The 16033-nt window shown below is 50.7% G+C and carries 18 protein-coding genes; 6 read left to right on the top strand and 12 right to left on the bottom strand.

Annotated elements, in window-relative coordinates; genetic code table 11:
• Positions 1-85 precede the first annotated feature (85 nt).
• Positions 86-1693 (top strand): MFS transporter, encoded by a 1608-nt coding sequence (locus FPE01S_RS22400; RefSeq protein ID WP_046371362.1) that lies wholly within the window; start codon positions 86-88, stop codon positions 1691-1693.
• A gap of 18 nt (positions 1694-1711) precedes the next feature.
• Positions 1712-2704 (top strand): ROK family protein, encoded by a 993-nt coding sequence (locus tag FPE01S_RS22395; protein WP_046371361.1) that lies wholly within the window; start codon positions 1712-1714, stop codon positions 2702-2704.
• Positions 2705-2790: 86 nt separating this feature from the next.
• Here the strand turns inward: FPE01S_RS22395 and lipA are convergent, their stop codons facing one another.
• Both lipA and FPE01S_RS22385 read right to left on the bottom strand, forming a co-directional pair.
• Entirely contained in the window at positions 2791-3729 is a 939-nt protein-coding gene (lipA, locus tag FPE01S_RS22390) for a lipoyl synthase (protein ID WP_046371360.1), read from the bottom strand.
• Positions 3730-3745: 16 nt separating this feature from the next.
• Positions 3746-4555, bottom strand: a complete 810-nt coding sequence (locus FPE01S_RS22385) for a hypothetical protein (protein WP_157474133.1) — start codon at positions 4553-4555, stop codon at positions 3746-3748.
• Positions 4556-4604: 49 nt separating this feature from the next.
• Between FPE01S_RS22385 and FPE01S_RS22380 the strand changes: the two genes are divergently transcribed.
• Entirely contained in the window at positions 4605-5009 is a 405-nt protein-coding gene (locus FPE01S_RS22380) for an OsmC family protein (protein WP_046371358.1), read from the top strand.
• A 27-nt stretch (positions 5010-5036) separates the two neighbouring features.
• Here the strand turns inward: FPE01S_RS22380 and FPE01S_RS22375 are convergent, their stop codons facing one another.
• From FPE01S_RS22375 to FPE01S_RS22350, 6 genes are read right to left on the bottom strand one after another with little or no spacing between them, the layout of a single operon-like run.
• Positions 5037-6302, bottom strand: coding sequence for a DUF2851 family protein (locus FPE01S_RS22375; protein WP_046371357.1), 1266 nt, complete (start codon positions 6300-6302; stop codon positions 5037-5039).
• A gap of 43 nt (positions 6303-6345) precedes the next feature.
• The gene (locus tag FPE01S_RS22370) at positions 6346-6912 is read right to left on the bottom strand and encodes a Maf family protein (protein ID WP_052956107.1); all 567 of its coding nucleotides are present in this window, start codon (positions 6910-6912) and stop codon (positions 6346-6348) included.
• Complete coding sequence (locus FPE01S_RS22365; protein WP_046371355.1) at positions 6909-7865, bottom strand: geranylgeranylglycerol-phosphate geranylgeranyltransferase; 957 nt, start codon at positions 7863-7865, stop codon at positions 6909-6911. Before FPE01S_RS22365 ends, FPE01S_RS22370 begins: the two co-directional genes overlap by 4 nt.
• An 11-nt stretch (positions 7866-7876) precedes the next feature.
• A complete protein-coding gene (locus FPE01S_RS22360; RefSeq protein WP_046371354.1) occupies positions 7877-8392 on the bottom strand; it encodes a KdsC family phosphatase in 516 nt (171 codons plus the stop codon).
• A 4-nt stretch (positions 8393-8396) separates the two neighbouring features.
• Positions 8397-8636, bottom strand: coding sequence for a Fe-S cluster assembly protein IscX (gene iscX, locus FPE01S_RS22355; protein WP_046371353.1), 240 nt, complete (start codon positions 8634-8636; stop codon positions 8397-8399).
• 14 nt (positions 8637-8650) lie between these two features.
• Positions 8651-8989, bottom strand: coding sequence for a 2Fe-2S iron-sulfur cluster-binding protein (locus FPE01S_RS22350; RefSeq protein WP_046371352.1), 339 nt, complete (start codon positions 8987-8989; stop codon positions 8651-8653).
• A gap of 67 nt (positions 8990-9056) precedes the next feature.
• Here FPE01S_RS22350 and FPE01S_RS22345 point away from each other — a divergent pair, with 67 nt between their 5' ends.
• A complete protein-coding gene (locus FPE01S_RS22345) occupies positions 9057-10070 on the top strand; it encodes an SRPBCC family protein (RefSeq protein WP_046371351.1) in 1014 nt (337 codons plus the stop codon).
• On the opposite strand, the gene FPE01S_RS22340 is transcribed toward FPE01S_RS22345, so the two are convergent.
• The gene (locus FPE01S_RS22340; protein ID WP_046371350.1) at positions 10051-10821 is read right to left on the bottom strand and encodes a Rossmann-like and DUF2520 domain-containing protein; all 771 of its coding nucleotides are present in this window, start codon (positions 10819-10821) and stop codon (positions 10051-10053) included. The two genes, FPE01S_RS22345 and FPE01S_RS22340, sit on opposite strands and share 20 nt — an antisense overlap.
• Positions 10822-10838: 17 nt before the next feature.
• Between FPE01S_RS22340 and FPE01S_RS22335 the strand changes: the two genes are divergently transcribed.
• Positions 10839-11681 (top strand): alpha/beta hydrolase, encoded by an 843-nt coding sequence (locus FPE01S_RS22335; protein ID WP_046371349.1) that lies wholly within the window; start codon positions 10839-10841, stop codon positions 11679-11681.
• Here the strand turns inward: FPE01S_RS22335 and FPE01S_RS22330 are convergent.
• Together FPE01S_RS22330 and FPE01S_RS22325 are read right to left on the bottom strand one after the other, a co-directional pair.
• On the bottom strand, positions 11676-12341 hold the full coding sequence (locus FPE01S_RS22330) for a protein-L-isoaspartate(D-aspartate) O-methyltransferase (RefSeq protein ID WP_046371348.1): 666 nt from the start codon (positions 12339-12341) through the stop codon (positions 11676-11678). The genes FPE01S_RS22335 and FPE01S_RS22330 overlap by 6 nt on opposite strands.
• Positions 12342-12358: 17 nt before the next feature.
• The gene (locus FPE01S_RS22325; RefSeq protein ID WP_046371347.1) at positions 12359-14083 is read right to left on the bottom strand and encodes a phospho-sugar mutase; all 1725 of its coding nucleotides are present in this window, start codon (positions 14081-14083) and stop codon (positions 12359-12361) included.
• Positions 14084-14128: 45 nt separating this feature from the next.
• On the opposite strand from FPE01S_RS22325, the gene FPE01S_RS22320 reads away from it, so the two are divergent.
• A complete protein-coding gene (locus FPE01S_RS22320; RefSeq protein WP_052956106.1) occupies positions 14129-15061 on the top strand; it encodes a DUF2279 domain-containing protein in 933 nt (310 codons plus the stop codon).
• Between the two features lie 402 nt (positions 15062-15463).
• Here the strand turns inward: FPE01S_RS22320 and FPE01S_RS22315 are convergent, their stop codons facing one another.
• The gene (locus FPE01S_RS22315) at positions 15464-15967 is read right to left on the bottom strand and encodes a phosphoribosyltransferase family protein (RefSeq protein WP_046371346.1); all 504 of its coding nucleotides are present in this window, start codon (positions 15965-15967) and stop codon (positions 15464-15466) included.
• Positions 15968-16033 lie beyond the last annotated feature (66 nt).

The following is a 16033-nucleotide window of genomic DNA, read 5'->3' as shown; positions in this document are numbered from 1 at the left end:
ATTCTGTCCTATTTTCACCCATCGTGCGGGACGCATATGCGCGTATGCGCAGCGAACAATAAACCAATAAAATTGAAGATTGCTTATGTCTCAATCTAAACAACCCACCAATACGGGTGCGCTTGCCACGCTTGTGATCGTGTTCTTTTTCTGGGGCTTTATTGCTGCTTCCAACAGTATATTCATTCCTTTTTGCAAGACGCATTTCGGGTTGAACCAGTTTCAGAGCCAGCTTATCGGCTCAGCATTTTATGGTGCCTACTTTATTGGTTCGCTGGCGCTCTTCATCGCTTCCAATCTTCTCGGATATGATATCCTCAACAGGATCGGTTATAAGAAAGGTATTATTTACGGTCTCTGGATCTCGGTAGTGGGCGCATTGCTGATCATCCCTTCCGCTCATGCGAATTCTTTCCCTGCGATCCTGGGCTCGTTCTTCGTGATTGCGTTGGGCTTCAGTTTGCAACAGACCGCTGCACAACCCTTTGCGATCAGCCTGGGTGATCCTTCCACGGGTTCTCACCGGCTGAACCTGGCTGGTGGCGTAAACTCACTGGGTACTACCCTGGGTCCGATCATTGTGAGCCTTTTCCTTTTTGGTTCAGTGGGTGGTGAGCATACTGAAGTGACCGTCACCAACGTAAACAACCTGTATATGATCGTTGCCGGTGTATTTGCAGCGGTAGCGCTGTTCTTTGCTTTTTCCAAACTGCCTGATGGTAAGAATGACGAGAAATTTGAGAAGGCCAGCAAGGCTTCCCGGAGCCTGTTGATGATGACTGGTGCCATTGGTGCATTGATCGTTCTGGGTCAGCTGACCGAAGTGGATAAATTGTATCTCCTGCTGATCTCTATTATTGCGGTTGTTGGGATCTTGTTCTGGTCGAATGGGGAAGCGGGCCGCAAGCCTGAAGGCTGGGGTGCGATGCAGTACCAGCAGCTGATCTACGGCATGATAGGCATCTTCGTTTACGTTGGTGTGGAAGTGACTATTGACAACAACTTCGGCGCCCTGCTGAAGTCACCTGGTTATCTTACTGAACTCGGCCTTGATGAAAGTAAAATCTCCAAATATGTTTCCCTGTATTGGGGCAGCCTGATGATTGGCCGGTGGACCGGTGCGATCGGCGTATTCAATCTTTCCGAAACCGGTAAGAAGATTGCGACGATTGTTGTGCCGTTTATTGCGTTTGCAATTATCCTGCTGGTGAACCGTGCATACGGTAACGATATCTCTGATCTGTATGGGTATGCGGCTTGTATCGTGCTCGCGATCCTGGCCTTCTTTTACGGACAGCAGAAACCTGTGAAAACATTGCTGACCGTAGCCTTGCTTGCAACGATCGCGATGCTGGTGGGTGTGTTCTCCAAAGGCATAGTTTCCGTTTATGCGCTGATGGCCGGCGGACTTTGCTGTTCCGTGATGTGGCCCTGTATCTTCTCTCTGGGTGTTGCCGGTCTGGGCAAGTATACCAGCCAGGGTTCAGCTTTCCTCGTGATGATGATCCTCGGTGGTGCCGTTATTCCGCCATTGCAGGGAACCCTTGGCGACATGGGTGCTATCGGATTCCATAAGTCTTATCTCCTTGCCGCACTTTGTTTTGCCTTCCTCGCTTATCTTGCGGTGAAATTCAGAAGTGTGCTGAAGGCCCAGGGATTGGATTTTGACAGCCAGGTAGGCGGCGGACATTAATTTTTATCAACTTAGATTATGACGAAGATTCCCATGGAATATGCGATAGGCGTAGATATTGGCGGGACCAATACAAAATGCGGTATTGTGAACCGGCGCGGCGAAGTATTGCAGTACGAACAACTGTCGACTCCTGAATATGAAACTGCTGAAGCTTTTGTGGACGCTCTTTGTGTGCGGCTGCACCTGATGATCGAAAAGGTAGGAGGACCCGAGCATATCAAGGGAATTGGTGTGGGCGCTCCCAACGGAAACTATTATACGGGTACCATTGAATATGCGCCGAACCTTCGCTGGCAGGGTGTAATTCCTTTGGCGGATATGGTTTCGGAAAAGACCGGTCTACCTACTGCACTTACCAATGATGCGAATGCCGCAGCAGTGGGTGAAATGCAATATGGCGCAGCCAAGGGTATGCGCGATTTCATTACCATTACCCTCGGAACAGGTGTGGGTAGTGGAATTGTTGCCAATGGTCAGCTGATCTATGGTCATGATGGATTTGCGGGTGAACTGGGACATACCATTATCCGTCCCGGTGGCCGTCCCCACTGGAGCACCAAGGTAGCGGGTTCACTGGAAGCCTATGCTTCTGCTACCGGTGTATGCCTTACTGCAAAAGAAATGCTGCAGGAGAATCCGGGTAAGGAAAGCCTGCTCCGGAAATACAATATGGATGATCTGACCAGCAAGAATGTGTTTGACTGTGCCATGCAGGGCGACGAGATCTCCCAGGAAGTATACAAGTTCACCGGGCAGATCCTTGGCGAGTCACTTGCTAATTTTGTCATGTTCTCCTCACCCGAAGCGATCATTCTCTTCGGCGGGCTGATTAAGGCAGGCAAGCTGATCTTTGATCCGACCATTGAGCACATGGAGCGGAACCTGCTTCCCATTTTTCAGAATAAGGTTAAGGTGATCAAGAGTGATCTGCACGAAGCGGATGCTGCCATTCTCGGCGCCAGTGCACTGGTGTGGGAGATGAAGCCGGCGAGTCACGCTTCACTGTGAGCAGATACTGGTAGAGATACCTGAGAAAATAAAGAGGCCGGAAATTATTCCGGCCTTTATCATTCCAAATCAAACAACAATATCCATCAGGCTGACTGCTCCTGCTTTTGTTCCTTCCACTGGCCGATGCCGTATCCGGGGATAACGTGCTTTTCGGAGTGGTAGCTGGAACGAACGAGTGGGCCGCTTTCTACATAGTCGAGACCGATGCTGTAGCCGATCTCCCGGTATTCTGCGAATTCGTCGGGGTGTACAAAGCGGTGTACGGGCAGGTGTTTGCGTGTGGGCTGGAGGTATTGGCCGATGGTGACCACATCCACACCATTATCACGAAGGTTGTGCAGGGTCTGAATTACTTCTTCCCTTGCTTCGCCGAGGCCCAGCATGATGCCGCTTTTAACGCGCATCTTACCTTCCTTGAGTGTGCGGAGCACTTCCATGCTGCGCCAGTATTTTGCCTGGATCCTTACTTTTTTGGTAAGGCGTTCCACTGTTTCGATATTATGGGATACAACTTCCGGAGCAGCGTCTATCACCCGCTGGATCTGGTCTTTGAAACCCCTGAAGTCGGGGATCAGTGTTTCCAGCGTGGTGTCAGGGTTGAGCTGTTTCACCGCCTTGATGGTGTTATACCAGATGGTGGAGCCTCCGTCTTTCAGTTCGTCACGGTCAACCGAAGTGATGACCGCGTGCTTTACTTTCATGAGGTAGATGGCTTCGGCTACCCTTTGCGGTTCATCCCAATCCACAGGTTCCGGGCGGCCCGTGGCAACAGCACAAAAGCCGCAGCTCCGGGTACAGATATTTCCGAGGATCATAAAAGTGGCCGTGCCGGCACCCCAGCATTCGCCCATATTGGGGCAATTTCCACTTTCACAGATCGTATGAAGTTTATGGGTATCCACCAGGCCACGGACCTGTTTGAAGTTTTCGCCGGTGGGGAGTTTAACACGCAGCCAGTTGGGCTTCTTGATCTTCTGTTCGGTTTCGGGTTGTAGGGCCGAAACTACGGGCAATTCCTGCATAATAGGCAAAAATACGTTACTTCCGCTTTCCAAACAGCAGTGTTACGTAAGCGTTGAAAAACAGGTGTTTCTCTTCGACGGTCACCATCTGGGGTACTCCTTTGGCGTAATATTCGAGGTTGATGCCGGCTTCGATGGCGGAAACGACCTCATTAAAGCGGCCGTAGTCAAACCGCAGGGCGGATTTGACCTGGGCGCCGGGATTCAGCTTTACTTCTCCCCAGCCTACCGTGAAGCCGCTGGCGCCGAGAACGCCATATTTCCCCGGATCCTGGAGAATCTCGTCAAAAGTCTTCCGGGAACGTTCCTGGGTATCGAGGTTCTGCACATCCACATAATAGGGTTTTTCGAAACCCAGGGAGAGACCGCCTGCCCAGAGTGCAGATACGGCTATGCCGTTTTTGTTGGATTTTCCGCCAATGAGGTATTGATAGCCGTATGCGCCTTTCAGCTGATAGAAATTGTTGGCTTTGCCGTATACGTACTGGTTAACGTTCCCAAAGATGTCGAAGCTGCCGGCATCCTTATCTTCCTTAGGATGCTTTTTTTCATTCAGTTCAAACATCAGTAAACGTGTGCGCCTGGGGGTGATGAATTTTCCTTTTTCGTAAGAGATGCCGTATCCGTCGGTATTGAGTTTAATGCCAAAGATGGAATGTTTGTTGAAAATCAGTTCGCCCTCCTCTTCCATTTTTGCCATCGCGTTAATGCGTTCTTTTTTCTCGGCCTTTTTGTTTTTCCGGGGGGCGTTGGGGTCGGATTGGGATTGTGCCATCGTCATTGTACTTGCGAGAATGCCGAGGCTTAAAACGAGTATTTTTTTCACGTTCATTATTTTAGATAGCGGCCAACGTAAATTTAGGCAAAAATATAGCATGACAGCTTCCGTAGTTTATGAAGGCGACCTGAGGTGTGAGATCACCCACAATCAGAGCAGGACGATCATTGAAACCGATGCACCCACAGATAACCGGGGTAAGGGTGAGCGTTTCTCCCCAACCGACCTGGTTGGTGTTGCACTGGGCACATGTGCCATCACCACGATGGGCATGAAAGCAATGGACATGGGCATTGATCTAAGGGGCACTACCATCGACATTCAAAAGCATATGCGGCCTGATCCCCGGCGGATTGCACGGCTTGACGTTGTGCTTAAAATGCCGGCAGGACTTGAGCTGGATGATAAAAGCCGGACCATCCTCGAGAACACCGGTAACAATTGCCCGGTTGCAAAAAGTCTTTCTGCTGAACTGGATATGCAGCTGGTTTACAACTGGTAAACTGTGATCATTTTTTCAGCATTCACTTTAACGTTTCAATAGGTATTTTCCAATGGCACAATCCAGGCATCGTTTGGCCAGGCAATAGTTTTTGCGCAGGTCGAGCAATGCCTGGGAGTCGCCTGCCTGCCGGCAGCTGACTCCCAGTCTTTCCCATTCCGCAATCACCTGGTTTTTTTCCGGTGGCATATCGTGCAGCCATTGCAGTGCCCTGGCCTGGAAATGGTGCTGTCGCAACTGTTTTCCGGTAGCATAGAGTATCGGAATGATGCCATTGATGATGAGTGACTGAATCATTTCAGATCCCAGGTGTTTTGGTTGAAAGGTAGTAATGCTATCGAGCTGATAATGATGGTTCCAGAACCCGCCTGCTGCAATGTGAAATAGTTGTTCGGCCTCCTGCCAGGTATTGCAATCCAGAAAACGCGCATAGCCTGACCTGTTATCCCGGATTAGTGCAGCCAGTTGAGCGAGCCTGACTTCGGGAAAAGCAGCGGGTCTCATTCTCAGTTTCTGCACCTGTCCGAATACCACCGGCAGGCTGTATTTTGAACGCAGGTAGTCATATTCCCGCTTTAGCCCCTGTACATACTGATCTGGTGAATCTTCGGGCAACAGTCCGGCTTGTCCCAGTAACAGTGCCTCCAGCTGCTCCAGGTGCTGCCGGTGGCGAACCAGGATCTTCCAGTCGATGCTGCGCGCCACCTGTTCAAAGAACTGACCGTTACCTGAGCCGCCGAATTGCCGGGCAATCCAGTGCCAGGTGGCTTTGTTCCAGTCCATTCCAGCTGCCCGGCAGCCGTCGAGATACCAGGCGGCTTTTTTCATCAGGCGCTGGTGGAGCAGGTCTGATTTCCAGTGCAGCCACTGTGTTTCGGGAACCAGTTCCAGCAGACCGGAGCATGCGATGATGGCGCTGCCCGCTTTGTTCATCAGTTCCCCGTACCGGTGCAGCATGATGGAGGACACGCGGTGTTGCAGCACGAGTGTGGGAAGTCTTATGGCCAGCTGACGGTCATCATTTTCCCATACCACATGGAGGATAACATTCCGGTAGTGGGGATCGGGGCCATGGCGGTGTTGTTGCCAGTAGGAGCTTTTGGTGTGCAGTTCAATGTTTCCTGCCCATTGCGTACCATCGATCAGCAGGCGGGCGTCCAGAAAATCAGGGCCCTGGTGGCGGTTGAGCTTTCCGGTATCCAGAACCACCAGGGGCTCGCCGGTTTCCGTGAAAAGTTCGTTTCCGTCAAAATATCTTTCCTGCCAGATGAATTGTAAAAGTTTCTCCTGCATGTATCAAAACTAGCCATGCAGCAAAGCCCGTTCAAGGGGGAGATCACCGGAATTGTTCCAGTGCTTTCACGACTCGACTTACGGGCAGCCCCATTACATTGTAGAAGTCACCGGTCACTGAGCGGATGCCGACCACGCCGATCCATTCCTGGATGGCATAGGCGCCGGCTTTGTCGAAAGGCTGGTATTTGTTCACATAGAAGCGGATCTGATCTTCTGTGAGGGTATGAAAGCTGACATGGGTGATGTCGGCAAAACTGATCTCCTTAGACGCATTGCGGATCACGACACCTGTGATCACCCGATGTTCCTTTCCAGAGAGCGATTGCAGGATGCTGACGGCATCTTCCACTGACGTTGGCTTGCCAATAATACGGTTATCGAGTACTACTACCGTGTCTGCGGCGATATAAATGCCGTCGCCTGTTTCTCGGGCCATTACGGCCTGACATTTCTCCCGGGCGATATGTACGGGCACTTCTTCCACGGGCATGTGTTCCGGAAAAGATTCATCTGTATCGGCAACCCTGATCACAAAGGGGATTTCTGCCCATTCGAGCAATTGTTTGCGGCGGGGCGATTGCGATGCCAGCGTTATTTGCTTTGTCATAGATACCATTTGAAAAAGCCCATGCTGAGGATACCAGCCAGCATGATGAGTTTGATCCAGGTGCTGATCCTGTGGTAGTCAGCTTTTGCAGAAGCCTTCTGGATCTGCCAGCCGATGGTGATCAGTGGAACCAGTACTGTTGCGAGGCAGTAAACGGAACCGATCCACCAGCCTTTGAGCAGACCGTACAGCTGCACGATGGCGATGGAACCGAAAAGCAGGATGACCCAGATGGTGGTGAAGTATTTGGTGGCGGGGATACCCCATACGATCGGCATGGTACGGCAGCCGTAACGGGCGTCTCCTTCCCTGTCTTCCATATCCTTAACCAGTTCCCGGATCAGTGAGATCAGGAAAGCAAAGGCGCTGTAGATGATGGTGAATTTGAAGATCGATTGAACTGCATCACGGTACTCCGGTTCATCGAAACGGGAAATGCTTATCTCGGCAAAGTAGATCACGAGGATTACCCATGCCGTGAGCAGTGAGATGATGATGTTGCCAACCAGCAGCTGTTTCTTAAAATTAGTGCTGTAGAACCAGAGCAGGATCACGCAGCCCAGGTTGGCAAAGACGATAATGGGGTTGCGCAGTTTCCAGCTGAGGTAACCTGAGATGATCACTCCCGCGGCGGATAGGAGGCCGTGCCAGGCAATGGCCCAGCGGCGACTGATGATCTTCTGGATGACGATGGTATCAGGCTTGTTGACAAGGTCGATATTCAGGTCAAAGTAGTCATTAATAATATAACCTGCGGCGGCAATGCAAACAGAAGAAATGACCAGAAGTGCGAAAAAGAAAGGGTCCAGTTTCAGGCTGCCACTGTTTCCGGGCATTGATACGCCGGTCATGGCCGGCACCAGGAGGCAATAGTAAAAAAGCACCTGGGTGACGACAATGAAAAACAGGTTGGGCCAACGAACCAGGCGAAGAAATGCACCGATCAGTTTCAAGAATAATGATTTTATTTACTCGGAACAGAGGTATCCTGTGTCCAGTCTCCCCGCAGCTTCATCACTTTTTCTATTATCTGGCGGACGCAGCCGTATCCTCCGTTCAAAGGGGAAATATAAGCAGCGATCTTTCTTATTTCAGGTGCGGCATCTGCCGGCGCACAGGCGATACCGGCTTCCATCATTACTTCGATATCAGGTACGTCGTCGCCCATGTACATGATCTCTTTCCACACCAGGTTATTGGCCTTACGGTATTCCTGCAGCAGGGCGAGTTTATTCTCCACGCCCATATGCACTTCGGTAATGCCCAGGCGGGTGAGCCGGAGGCGAACCGCCTCTGATTTAGCGCCGGAGATCACCATCACCCGGTACCCTCTTTTTACTGCCAGCTGAAGGGCATAACCATCTTTGATATGCATGCGGCGCACTTGCTGACCGTCATCAAACAGCCAGAGTCCGCCGTCAGTGAGCACGCCGTCAACATCAAAAACAAAAGTGGTTATTTCCCGGAACTGCTGCAGCATGGCATTATTTCTGGTTATCGCGCCATTCGTATACCCATGAGCTCTGGATCATTTCCAGGTGGCCTTCATTGCATTCTTCGCGTTTACCGGCGAAGTTGGGCAATTGCAGCACCCATTCCAGCAGGTCCGTAAAACGGATCCTGTAGATCTTTCCTTCATTGAAATCATCGCCGAATTTTTCATAAAGCTTCAGCGCAATGTCTTCGTGGTCTCTCCAGTGAATCGGCGGTTCGTAATGCGGCATAGGATGCGTATTGATTATTCTCCTAAAAATTGTGTCTGATCGGGCAGGGTGACAGTGACCTTACCGCTCTGGCCGGCAAGCAGGACGCACTGGCAACCAAGGCGGGAGGTCAGCCGCGGATTGATCGCGCGGTCGATAAAGTCTTCTTCCTTATCACTGAGCTCTTCTACCAGGTCCTCCCCCTGTTCCAGGTAAAGGTGGCAGGTACTGCAGGCGCAGACTCCACCACAGTTGTGATGCAGTTCTATATTGTTGTCCAGCGCCACCTCCAGGAGGCTCTGGTCAGGTTTTATGTTATCCAAAGTTACCGGCTCCAATCCCTTCTGCTCAAACTTGAATGTGATCGAATACATTAATTTCCAATTTGGGATGCAAAAATAGCAGTTTTTATACCTTTAAGGATTCCTTAAATAGCCTGTCATGAAAAAACTGCTTAAAATCCTTGGATGGATCCTTGGTATCCTGGTGTTATTGCTCCTCGCCGGATACCTGTTGCCGGCGAAGGTCTCGGTATCGCGGGGTATTGCGATACAGGCCCAACCCGAAAAAATTTATAATGTGTTGACCAATATGAAGACCTACAATTCCTGGATGGTCTGGAATCAGCGGGATACGGCGATGCGGATTGAATGGGGGGACAGGACGAGCGGTCTTGGTGCATCGTATAAGTGGTTCAGTGACAATTCACAGGTGGGTGACGGACAGTTAAAGATCTCTGATGTACAACCGTATAAATCGATCACCACTGAGATGACTTTCGGGGAGTCGCCCAATCCTTCGTTTGCCACCTGGTGGCTTCAGCCTGATGGAAAGGGGACTTCCGTAAAGTGGGAAATGACCATGAATATGGGCATGAACCCGGTGGGCCGGTGGATGGGATTGCTGATGCGGGGCATGATGGAAAAGGATTTTGATAACGGATTGTCGCAGCTGAAGCAGAAAATAGAAAGCGGGCAACTGGGTAAGCAGGATCCGAAGGTAACGCTGGAAGAAAGTAAGGTAGACGCGATGCGGTTACTGACTATTCTTGATACGGCCCAGGCTATGACGGAGATTGGTCCCTTGCTGCAGAAAGCTTATGGCGAAATGAATGGACTTATGCTGGAGCAGAAATTATCGATAAGTCAGGCGCCGATGGCCTGGTATTATACAGAGGGTGAACCATTTATCGTGGATGCGGCGATTGCTGTTTCCGGCAAGCCGGCGACTACCTCTGGCAGGATCAGGTTTCGGGAAGAACCGGCATCCAAAGTGATCATCGCGCATTATTATGGTCCCTATGAAGAAATGAAAGCCGGCTATGACAAACTTGCCGGATGGCTGCAAAGCAATAACAAAAAGGCCGCCGGAAAACCTTATGAAGTCTATGTAGATGATCCCACCGGTAAGTCCATGTACGATGTGCGTACCGATATTATTCAGCCTTTTGAGTAAGGTCAGCGATCGCTGCAGACATTTTCGCATACAGTTCCTGCCATCCGGCATGCGATTTCAACAGATCCATATGCTTTTGTAAAGTGACGGTGTCGTTGCGCAACGCCGGACCTGTTTGCCATTTCCAGGGATCCGTTCCATTCTGGCGGTCGGCGGTTTCCTGCAGCAGCGGCAACAGGAAATCAAAGGGTACTTTGTTTTCTTCCGTGAGCCGGTAAGCGATGCTGTACAGCAGGTTGGGAAAGTTGTTGACCCACACTGCCGCGTGGTGCATGTTGATGCGGACGGATTCTGTGACTACCTGCGAGGGGCAGCCAATGCTTTCTGAGAGTTCGCGCAGCAAAACGCTATCTTCCGGCGCTGACGTCTGAATGAGAAACGGGATCTTATGCGGTGTCGGCTGATCACCCCGGATGCTTTGAAGCGGATACCAGACACCGGTTCTTTCACTTACGCCTTCCAGCACATTAAGCGGCACCGAGCCAGCGGTGTGCACCAGGAATTTTCCCGGGAGTTGCAATTTTTCTTTGAAACCCGTCAATGCACGATCGCTGATGGCCGTGATATAAAGATCAGCATCTGACCGGATCGCCTTCCAGTCTGAAACCGGCGCGGCACCGGTATCGTAAGCGAGGTGTGCAGCCCTCTGACGATCGCGGCCATAGACCTGAAGCACCTGGTGCCCTGCATTGGCCAGCAGCCTTCCCAGGGCATTGCTGATATTACCGGTTCCGATCAGTACAAGTTTCATACTGTAAATTTGAAGCCATGAAATTAGCACAAAAGGTGGCCTTGAATTATTTCCGGGCAAAGCTGAATCTTACGGCAGTTTTTTCACGCAGGCTGGCAGCCGGGATGGCTTTTGACCTTTTCTGCACCCCTTTCCGCAGGAAGCGCAAACACGACCCGCCCATATTCAAAAGCGCGGAACATCTCCATGTAATGGTGGATGGCTGCCGTACGGCAATCTACCGCTGGAACGCGGGTGGCGTTGCCCGGGCGATGGTATTGCATGGATTTGAATCATCAGCCCGCAATTTCGACCGGTATATTGCCCTGCTGGTGAAGAAAGGTTATGAAGTGATTGCCTTTGATGCGCCAGCCCACGGTGCTTCCGGAGGGAAACACATCAACCTGCCGTTGTATGTTAAAGCCATCGCTGCGGTTTGTGGTGTGACGGGTGTGCCTGATCGTTACCTGGCGCATTCGTTTGGGGGGCTGGCCATTATGCATTACCTGGAACAGATACCCCGTAATAATGATTTCCATGTGGTGCTGATCGCGCCTGCCACGGAAACGACCACTGCAGTGAGACACCTCTTCAGGGTATTGCAGCTGGATGACGAGGTAAAGGCTGATTTTGAGCAGATCATCGTTGAAAAAGGGGGCTATCCCAGCAGCTATTACAGCATCCCCCGCACACTTGGTAAGGTGCATTCCTCCATACTGTGGGTACACGATGAAGATGATGACGTCACACCTCTTAAAGATGTACAGCCGCTGATGAACAACGGTTCAACGCAGATCAGTTTCATGATCACACAGGGGTTGGGACACCGTAAAATTTACCGCGACAATAATGTGGTGAAACGTTGTATGGAATTCTTATAAACCTTTGCCGTCCCGCCCGCCAAGCATTGGCACAAAGGAGAAATGATCAAAGAGTTCTTCGCGGATGCTGCCATCAGCAAGTTTGGTAAGGCGGAGCATCTGCTGCACTTTGCCTTCTCCCAGGGGAAGCACCATATAAGCGCCGGTCTTCATCTGACCAATCAGTTTTTCAGGAATATAGGGTGCGGCTGCAGTGATGATGATCTTGTCGAAAGGTGCGAAAGTGGGCAGCCCTTCGAAGCCATCGCCATAAAAGAATTTGATGTTGGGGTATTTCCTGAGGTAAGGGAATTTCTTGTTTTCTTCAAATAAAGTCTTCTGCCTTTCAATGGTATATACCTGTGCTCCCATTTCCGCTAAAACGCTGGCCTGGTAAGCGCTGCCGGTTCCGATCTCCAGTACCTTTTCGAAAGTGCGGATCTCCAGCAACTGGGTCTGGTAAGCAACGGTATAAGGTTGGGAAATGGTCTGTCCAACTGCAATCGGAAAGGCTTTGTCCTCGTAAGCTTTTTCATCAAAAGCGGAATCGAGGAAAAAGTGCCGGGGGATCGAGTTGATCGCTTCCAGCACTCTTTCGTCGGTGATACCCTTGCTTTTGAGGTGATCTACCAGTTTTTTTCTCAGGCCTTTGTGACGGTAACTGTCTTCAAATGATCTCATCGCAAAGGCAAGTTACATCAAAGCTTCATGTCGGCAATGATTCCTTTGATGCGGTCCTCGAGAACTTTCTGTTCTGCGTCAAAAGAACCAGCATTGGCAAGGGTTGTATTGACACTGAAATAGAATTTGATCTTGGGTTCTGTGCCGCTTGGTCTTGCTGAAATCTTGCTGTCGTCTTCCAGGATGAACTGTAATACATTGCTTTTGGGCAGGTCGATTGCCCAGGTTTCTCCCGTCTGCGGATTAAGACCTTTCTGCAGTTCGTAATCGAGTAATTGTGTAACAGCTGAGCCATTGATGGTTTGCGGTGGCTGCTTGCGGTAACCGTCCATCATGGCCGCGATCTGTTGCTGACCATCCATGCCTTTTTTGGTGATGGAGATCAGGTGTTCCTTATAATAACCATATTCGACATAGAGGTCGATCAGCTTCTGAAAGAGTGTGCGGCCTTTGTTTTTTTCATAGGCTGCCATTTCGCACAACAAGGCAACTGCGCTGATGGCGTCTTTGTCACGGATCTGTGATCCGATCATCAGTCCATAACTCTCCTCTCCTCCTACCACATAATTCTCTTTACCTTCTTTTTCCTTGATTAGTTCTGCGATCCATTTGAATCCGGTGAGCACATTGTAGCAGGTGATGTCGTTGGCCCTGGCGATCTCATCGATGAGGTCTGTGGTTACAATGGTCTTCACCACCATATCGTTGGCCTGGGCAAGTCCCTTCGCCTTTCTTGCTTCGATCATGTAGTTGAAAGCCAGTACAGCGGTCTGGTTGCCATTCATGAGTACCCAATTGCCGGAAGCATCTTTCACCCCGATGCCCACGCGGTCGCTGTCGGGGTCGGTACCCAGTAGGATATCGGCATCGAGTGATTTCGCCAGTTTGAGTCCGTAGGCCATGGCATCGGCTTCTTCCGGGTTAGGATAGTTTACGGTCGGAAAATTGCCGTCCGGAACACTTTGCTCTTCCACGATATGCACGTTTTCGAAACCAAAGCGATTCAGCACTTCAGGAACCAGCGTGATGCCGGTACCATGGATCGGCGTGTATACGATTTTCAGGTCCTTTTGTTGACGGATCACATCAGGGTACACGCTCAGTCCTTTTACCATATCCATATAGGCTTCATCGATCTCTTTGCCGATGAGGGTGATCAGTGCTTCACCGCCGGACCATTTCACATCATCCACGGAAGCGATATTCTCCACTTCTGTGATTACATTCTTGTCGTGCGGCGGAACGAGTTGTCCCCCGTCGTTCCAATAAGCTTTGTAGCCGTTGTATTCTTTGGGGTTGTGGGAGGCGGTGCAGACCACGCCGCCCTGGCAGCCGAAGTGGCGGATAGTGAAGCTCAGTTCCGGAGTTGGCCGGAGGGATTCAAACAGGTATACTTTAATGCCATTGGCGGCAAATACATTAGCGGTGGTTTCTGCAAAGAACCGGCTGTTGTTGCGGCTGTCGTGTGCAATGGCAACTTTGATGTCGCCGTTGGGATATGTCTTTTTCAGGTAGTTGGAAAAGCCCTGCGTGGCCATTCCCACGGTGTATTTGTTCATGCGGTTGGAGCCAACGCCCATGATCCCGCGGAGGCCACCTGTACCGAATTCGAGGCTGCGGTAAAAGGAGTCTGTCAGCTCGGTTGGATTATTTGCTTCCAGGTCACGAATGGCCGCTTTCGTAGTATCGTCATAGTTTCCGTTCAGCCACTGGTCAACTTTAGCTTTGATCTTAGCATCCATAATATTCTGGTTTAATCGGCGTTGAAGTTATGTATTTTTACCCCATTGAAAACCATCTCCTTTGCGGGCATTTGTTTTGCCCTGATGATCGCCGTTAGCTGTGCCGCGCAGGATATACACAGTGGTGATACGCTTACTCCTCCTGCTTACCGGAAATGGGTGGTAGCTGGCGGCCATGCTGCCGTCTGGACAGGCACTTTTATTGCCCTGAACAAGGCGTGGTATGCGGATTATTCCCGGAGTAATTTCCATTTGTTTAATGATGGCAGCGAATGGCTGCAGATGGACAAGGCAGGGCATGTGTGGACGGCTTACCAGCTGGGCCGGGCTTCAGCAGCCACCTGGAAATGGGCGGGATTCTCCGACCGGAAGGCGGCCTGGTTCGGAGCGGGAAGCGCACTGGCGTTTCAGAGTATCATTGAGATCCAGGATGGATTTTCCGACAAATGGGGTTTCAGTGTGTGGGATATGGTGGCAAATGTTTCCGGAGCGGGGATTTTTCTAGCGCAGGAATTGGGTTGGAAAGAGCAGCGGCTTCAGGTGAAGATGGGATACTGGCCTTATGACTATCCTTCAGATCTTGTAGCGCGCAGGGATGAGTTGTTCGGAGAAGGTGGCAGTGAGCGGGTGTTAAAGGATTATAATAGCCAGACTTACTGGTTGTCGGCCAATCTCCGGAGTTTTTTCCCGGATTCGGGGATACCCCGCTGGCTGAATGTCTCGCTGGGGTATAGTGCGGACCTGATGTTGGGTGGAGAAGAGAATAAATGGACGACGGATGATGGTGTGGTGGTGGACAGGACGGATATTCCGCGGGTGCGGCGTTTTTATTTGTCGGTGGATGCCGATCTAACGAAGATACGCACCCGAAGTAAGTTTCTGAAGTCGGTTTTCTTTTTGGTGAATGCGGTGAAGGTACCGGCGCCTTCGGTTCAGTTCAGCAAGGATGGGATTCGCGGGTATTGGATACATCAGTAGTGCTTGCATGTTGGCTGTTCACGCAATTGTTGTTTCACGAGGAGTTTCATAATATTTGTTTTTGGGCAGTGTGGTTTGGGGTCGCTGGCGCTCCCGTTCACGCAGGAGTATTTTTTCACGCCAGGCACGCCAGGTGCAAAGGCGCAAGGATCGATTGATTCAGTTGCTGGAAGTAATCAGCGTTCAGGCAACCACTTAGTGTGGGTACCGAATGTGGCAGGCGTGGTATTGATGGCAAAAATCTCCTTGTTGGCAGTATTAAGGCCCCGACTATTAATTACTCCCCTCCATCATCTACTCCTATATAATTTTTTTCTTCTTTGCGCCTTTACACCTTGGCGTGCCTGGCGTGAAAAAAACAGATAGCGTGATAGGCGCGCAGCGCCTTAGCGGGATAACAGCCTATTCGAGGTAAGCGCCGGAGATGATGTGGTTTTCTACTTCGACGTAAATATGTTCCTGGAGGGTGGTCGCGATGCTGATGCCTACGTAGTCGGCTTTGAGGGGGAAAGCCTTGTGGGTGCGCTCGATGAGGGTCAGGATCTGAATGCGGCGGGGATGTTGCTCCAGGAAGGGTTTTAAAGCATACAGGAGCGTCTTGCCGCTGTTGACTACATCGTCTACAAGGATGACGATTTTATTATCTATGGAGATTTCCTGGTCAATGGTTATGAGGCCGGGATTGCGTTTATCGAGGCTGATCTCGATGATGGACGTGGAAAGAGATGCAATCTTCCTGAGCAGCTCCTGCAGGATTTTTGCCATGACTACGCCGTTGTCCCGGATACCGGCCAGGATCACGGGCGCATCCTCTCCTACCAGCTGCTCCGCTATTTCATAGGCCATTCTTTCCATCTTCACTGCTGCTGTCGGTGCATCCAGTATATATTTTCTTTCTGTCGTCATCGGCATCAAATAAGGCCGAAAAATTACAACAAAACATTGAGCCAAACTGAAAACGCTTAATTTAGT

The sequence above is a fragment of the Flavihumibacter petaseus NBRC 106054 genome (assembly GCF_000974785.1).
GTDB classification, from domain to species: domain Bacteria; phylum Bacteroidota; class Bacteroidia; order Chitinophagales; family Chitinophagaceae; genus Flavihumibacter; species Flavihumibacter petaseus.
This window is presented reverse-complemented; position numbering and strand designations above follow the sequence as displayed.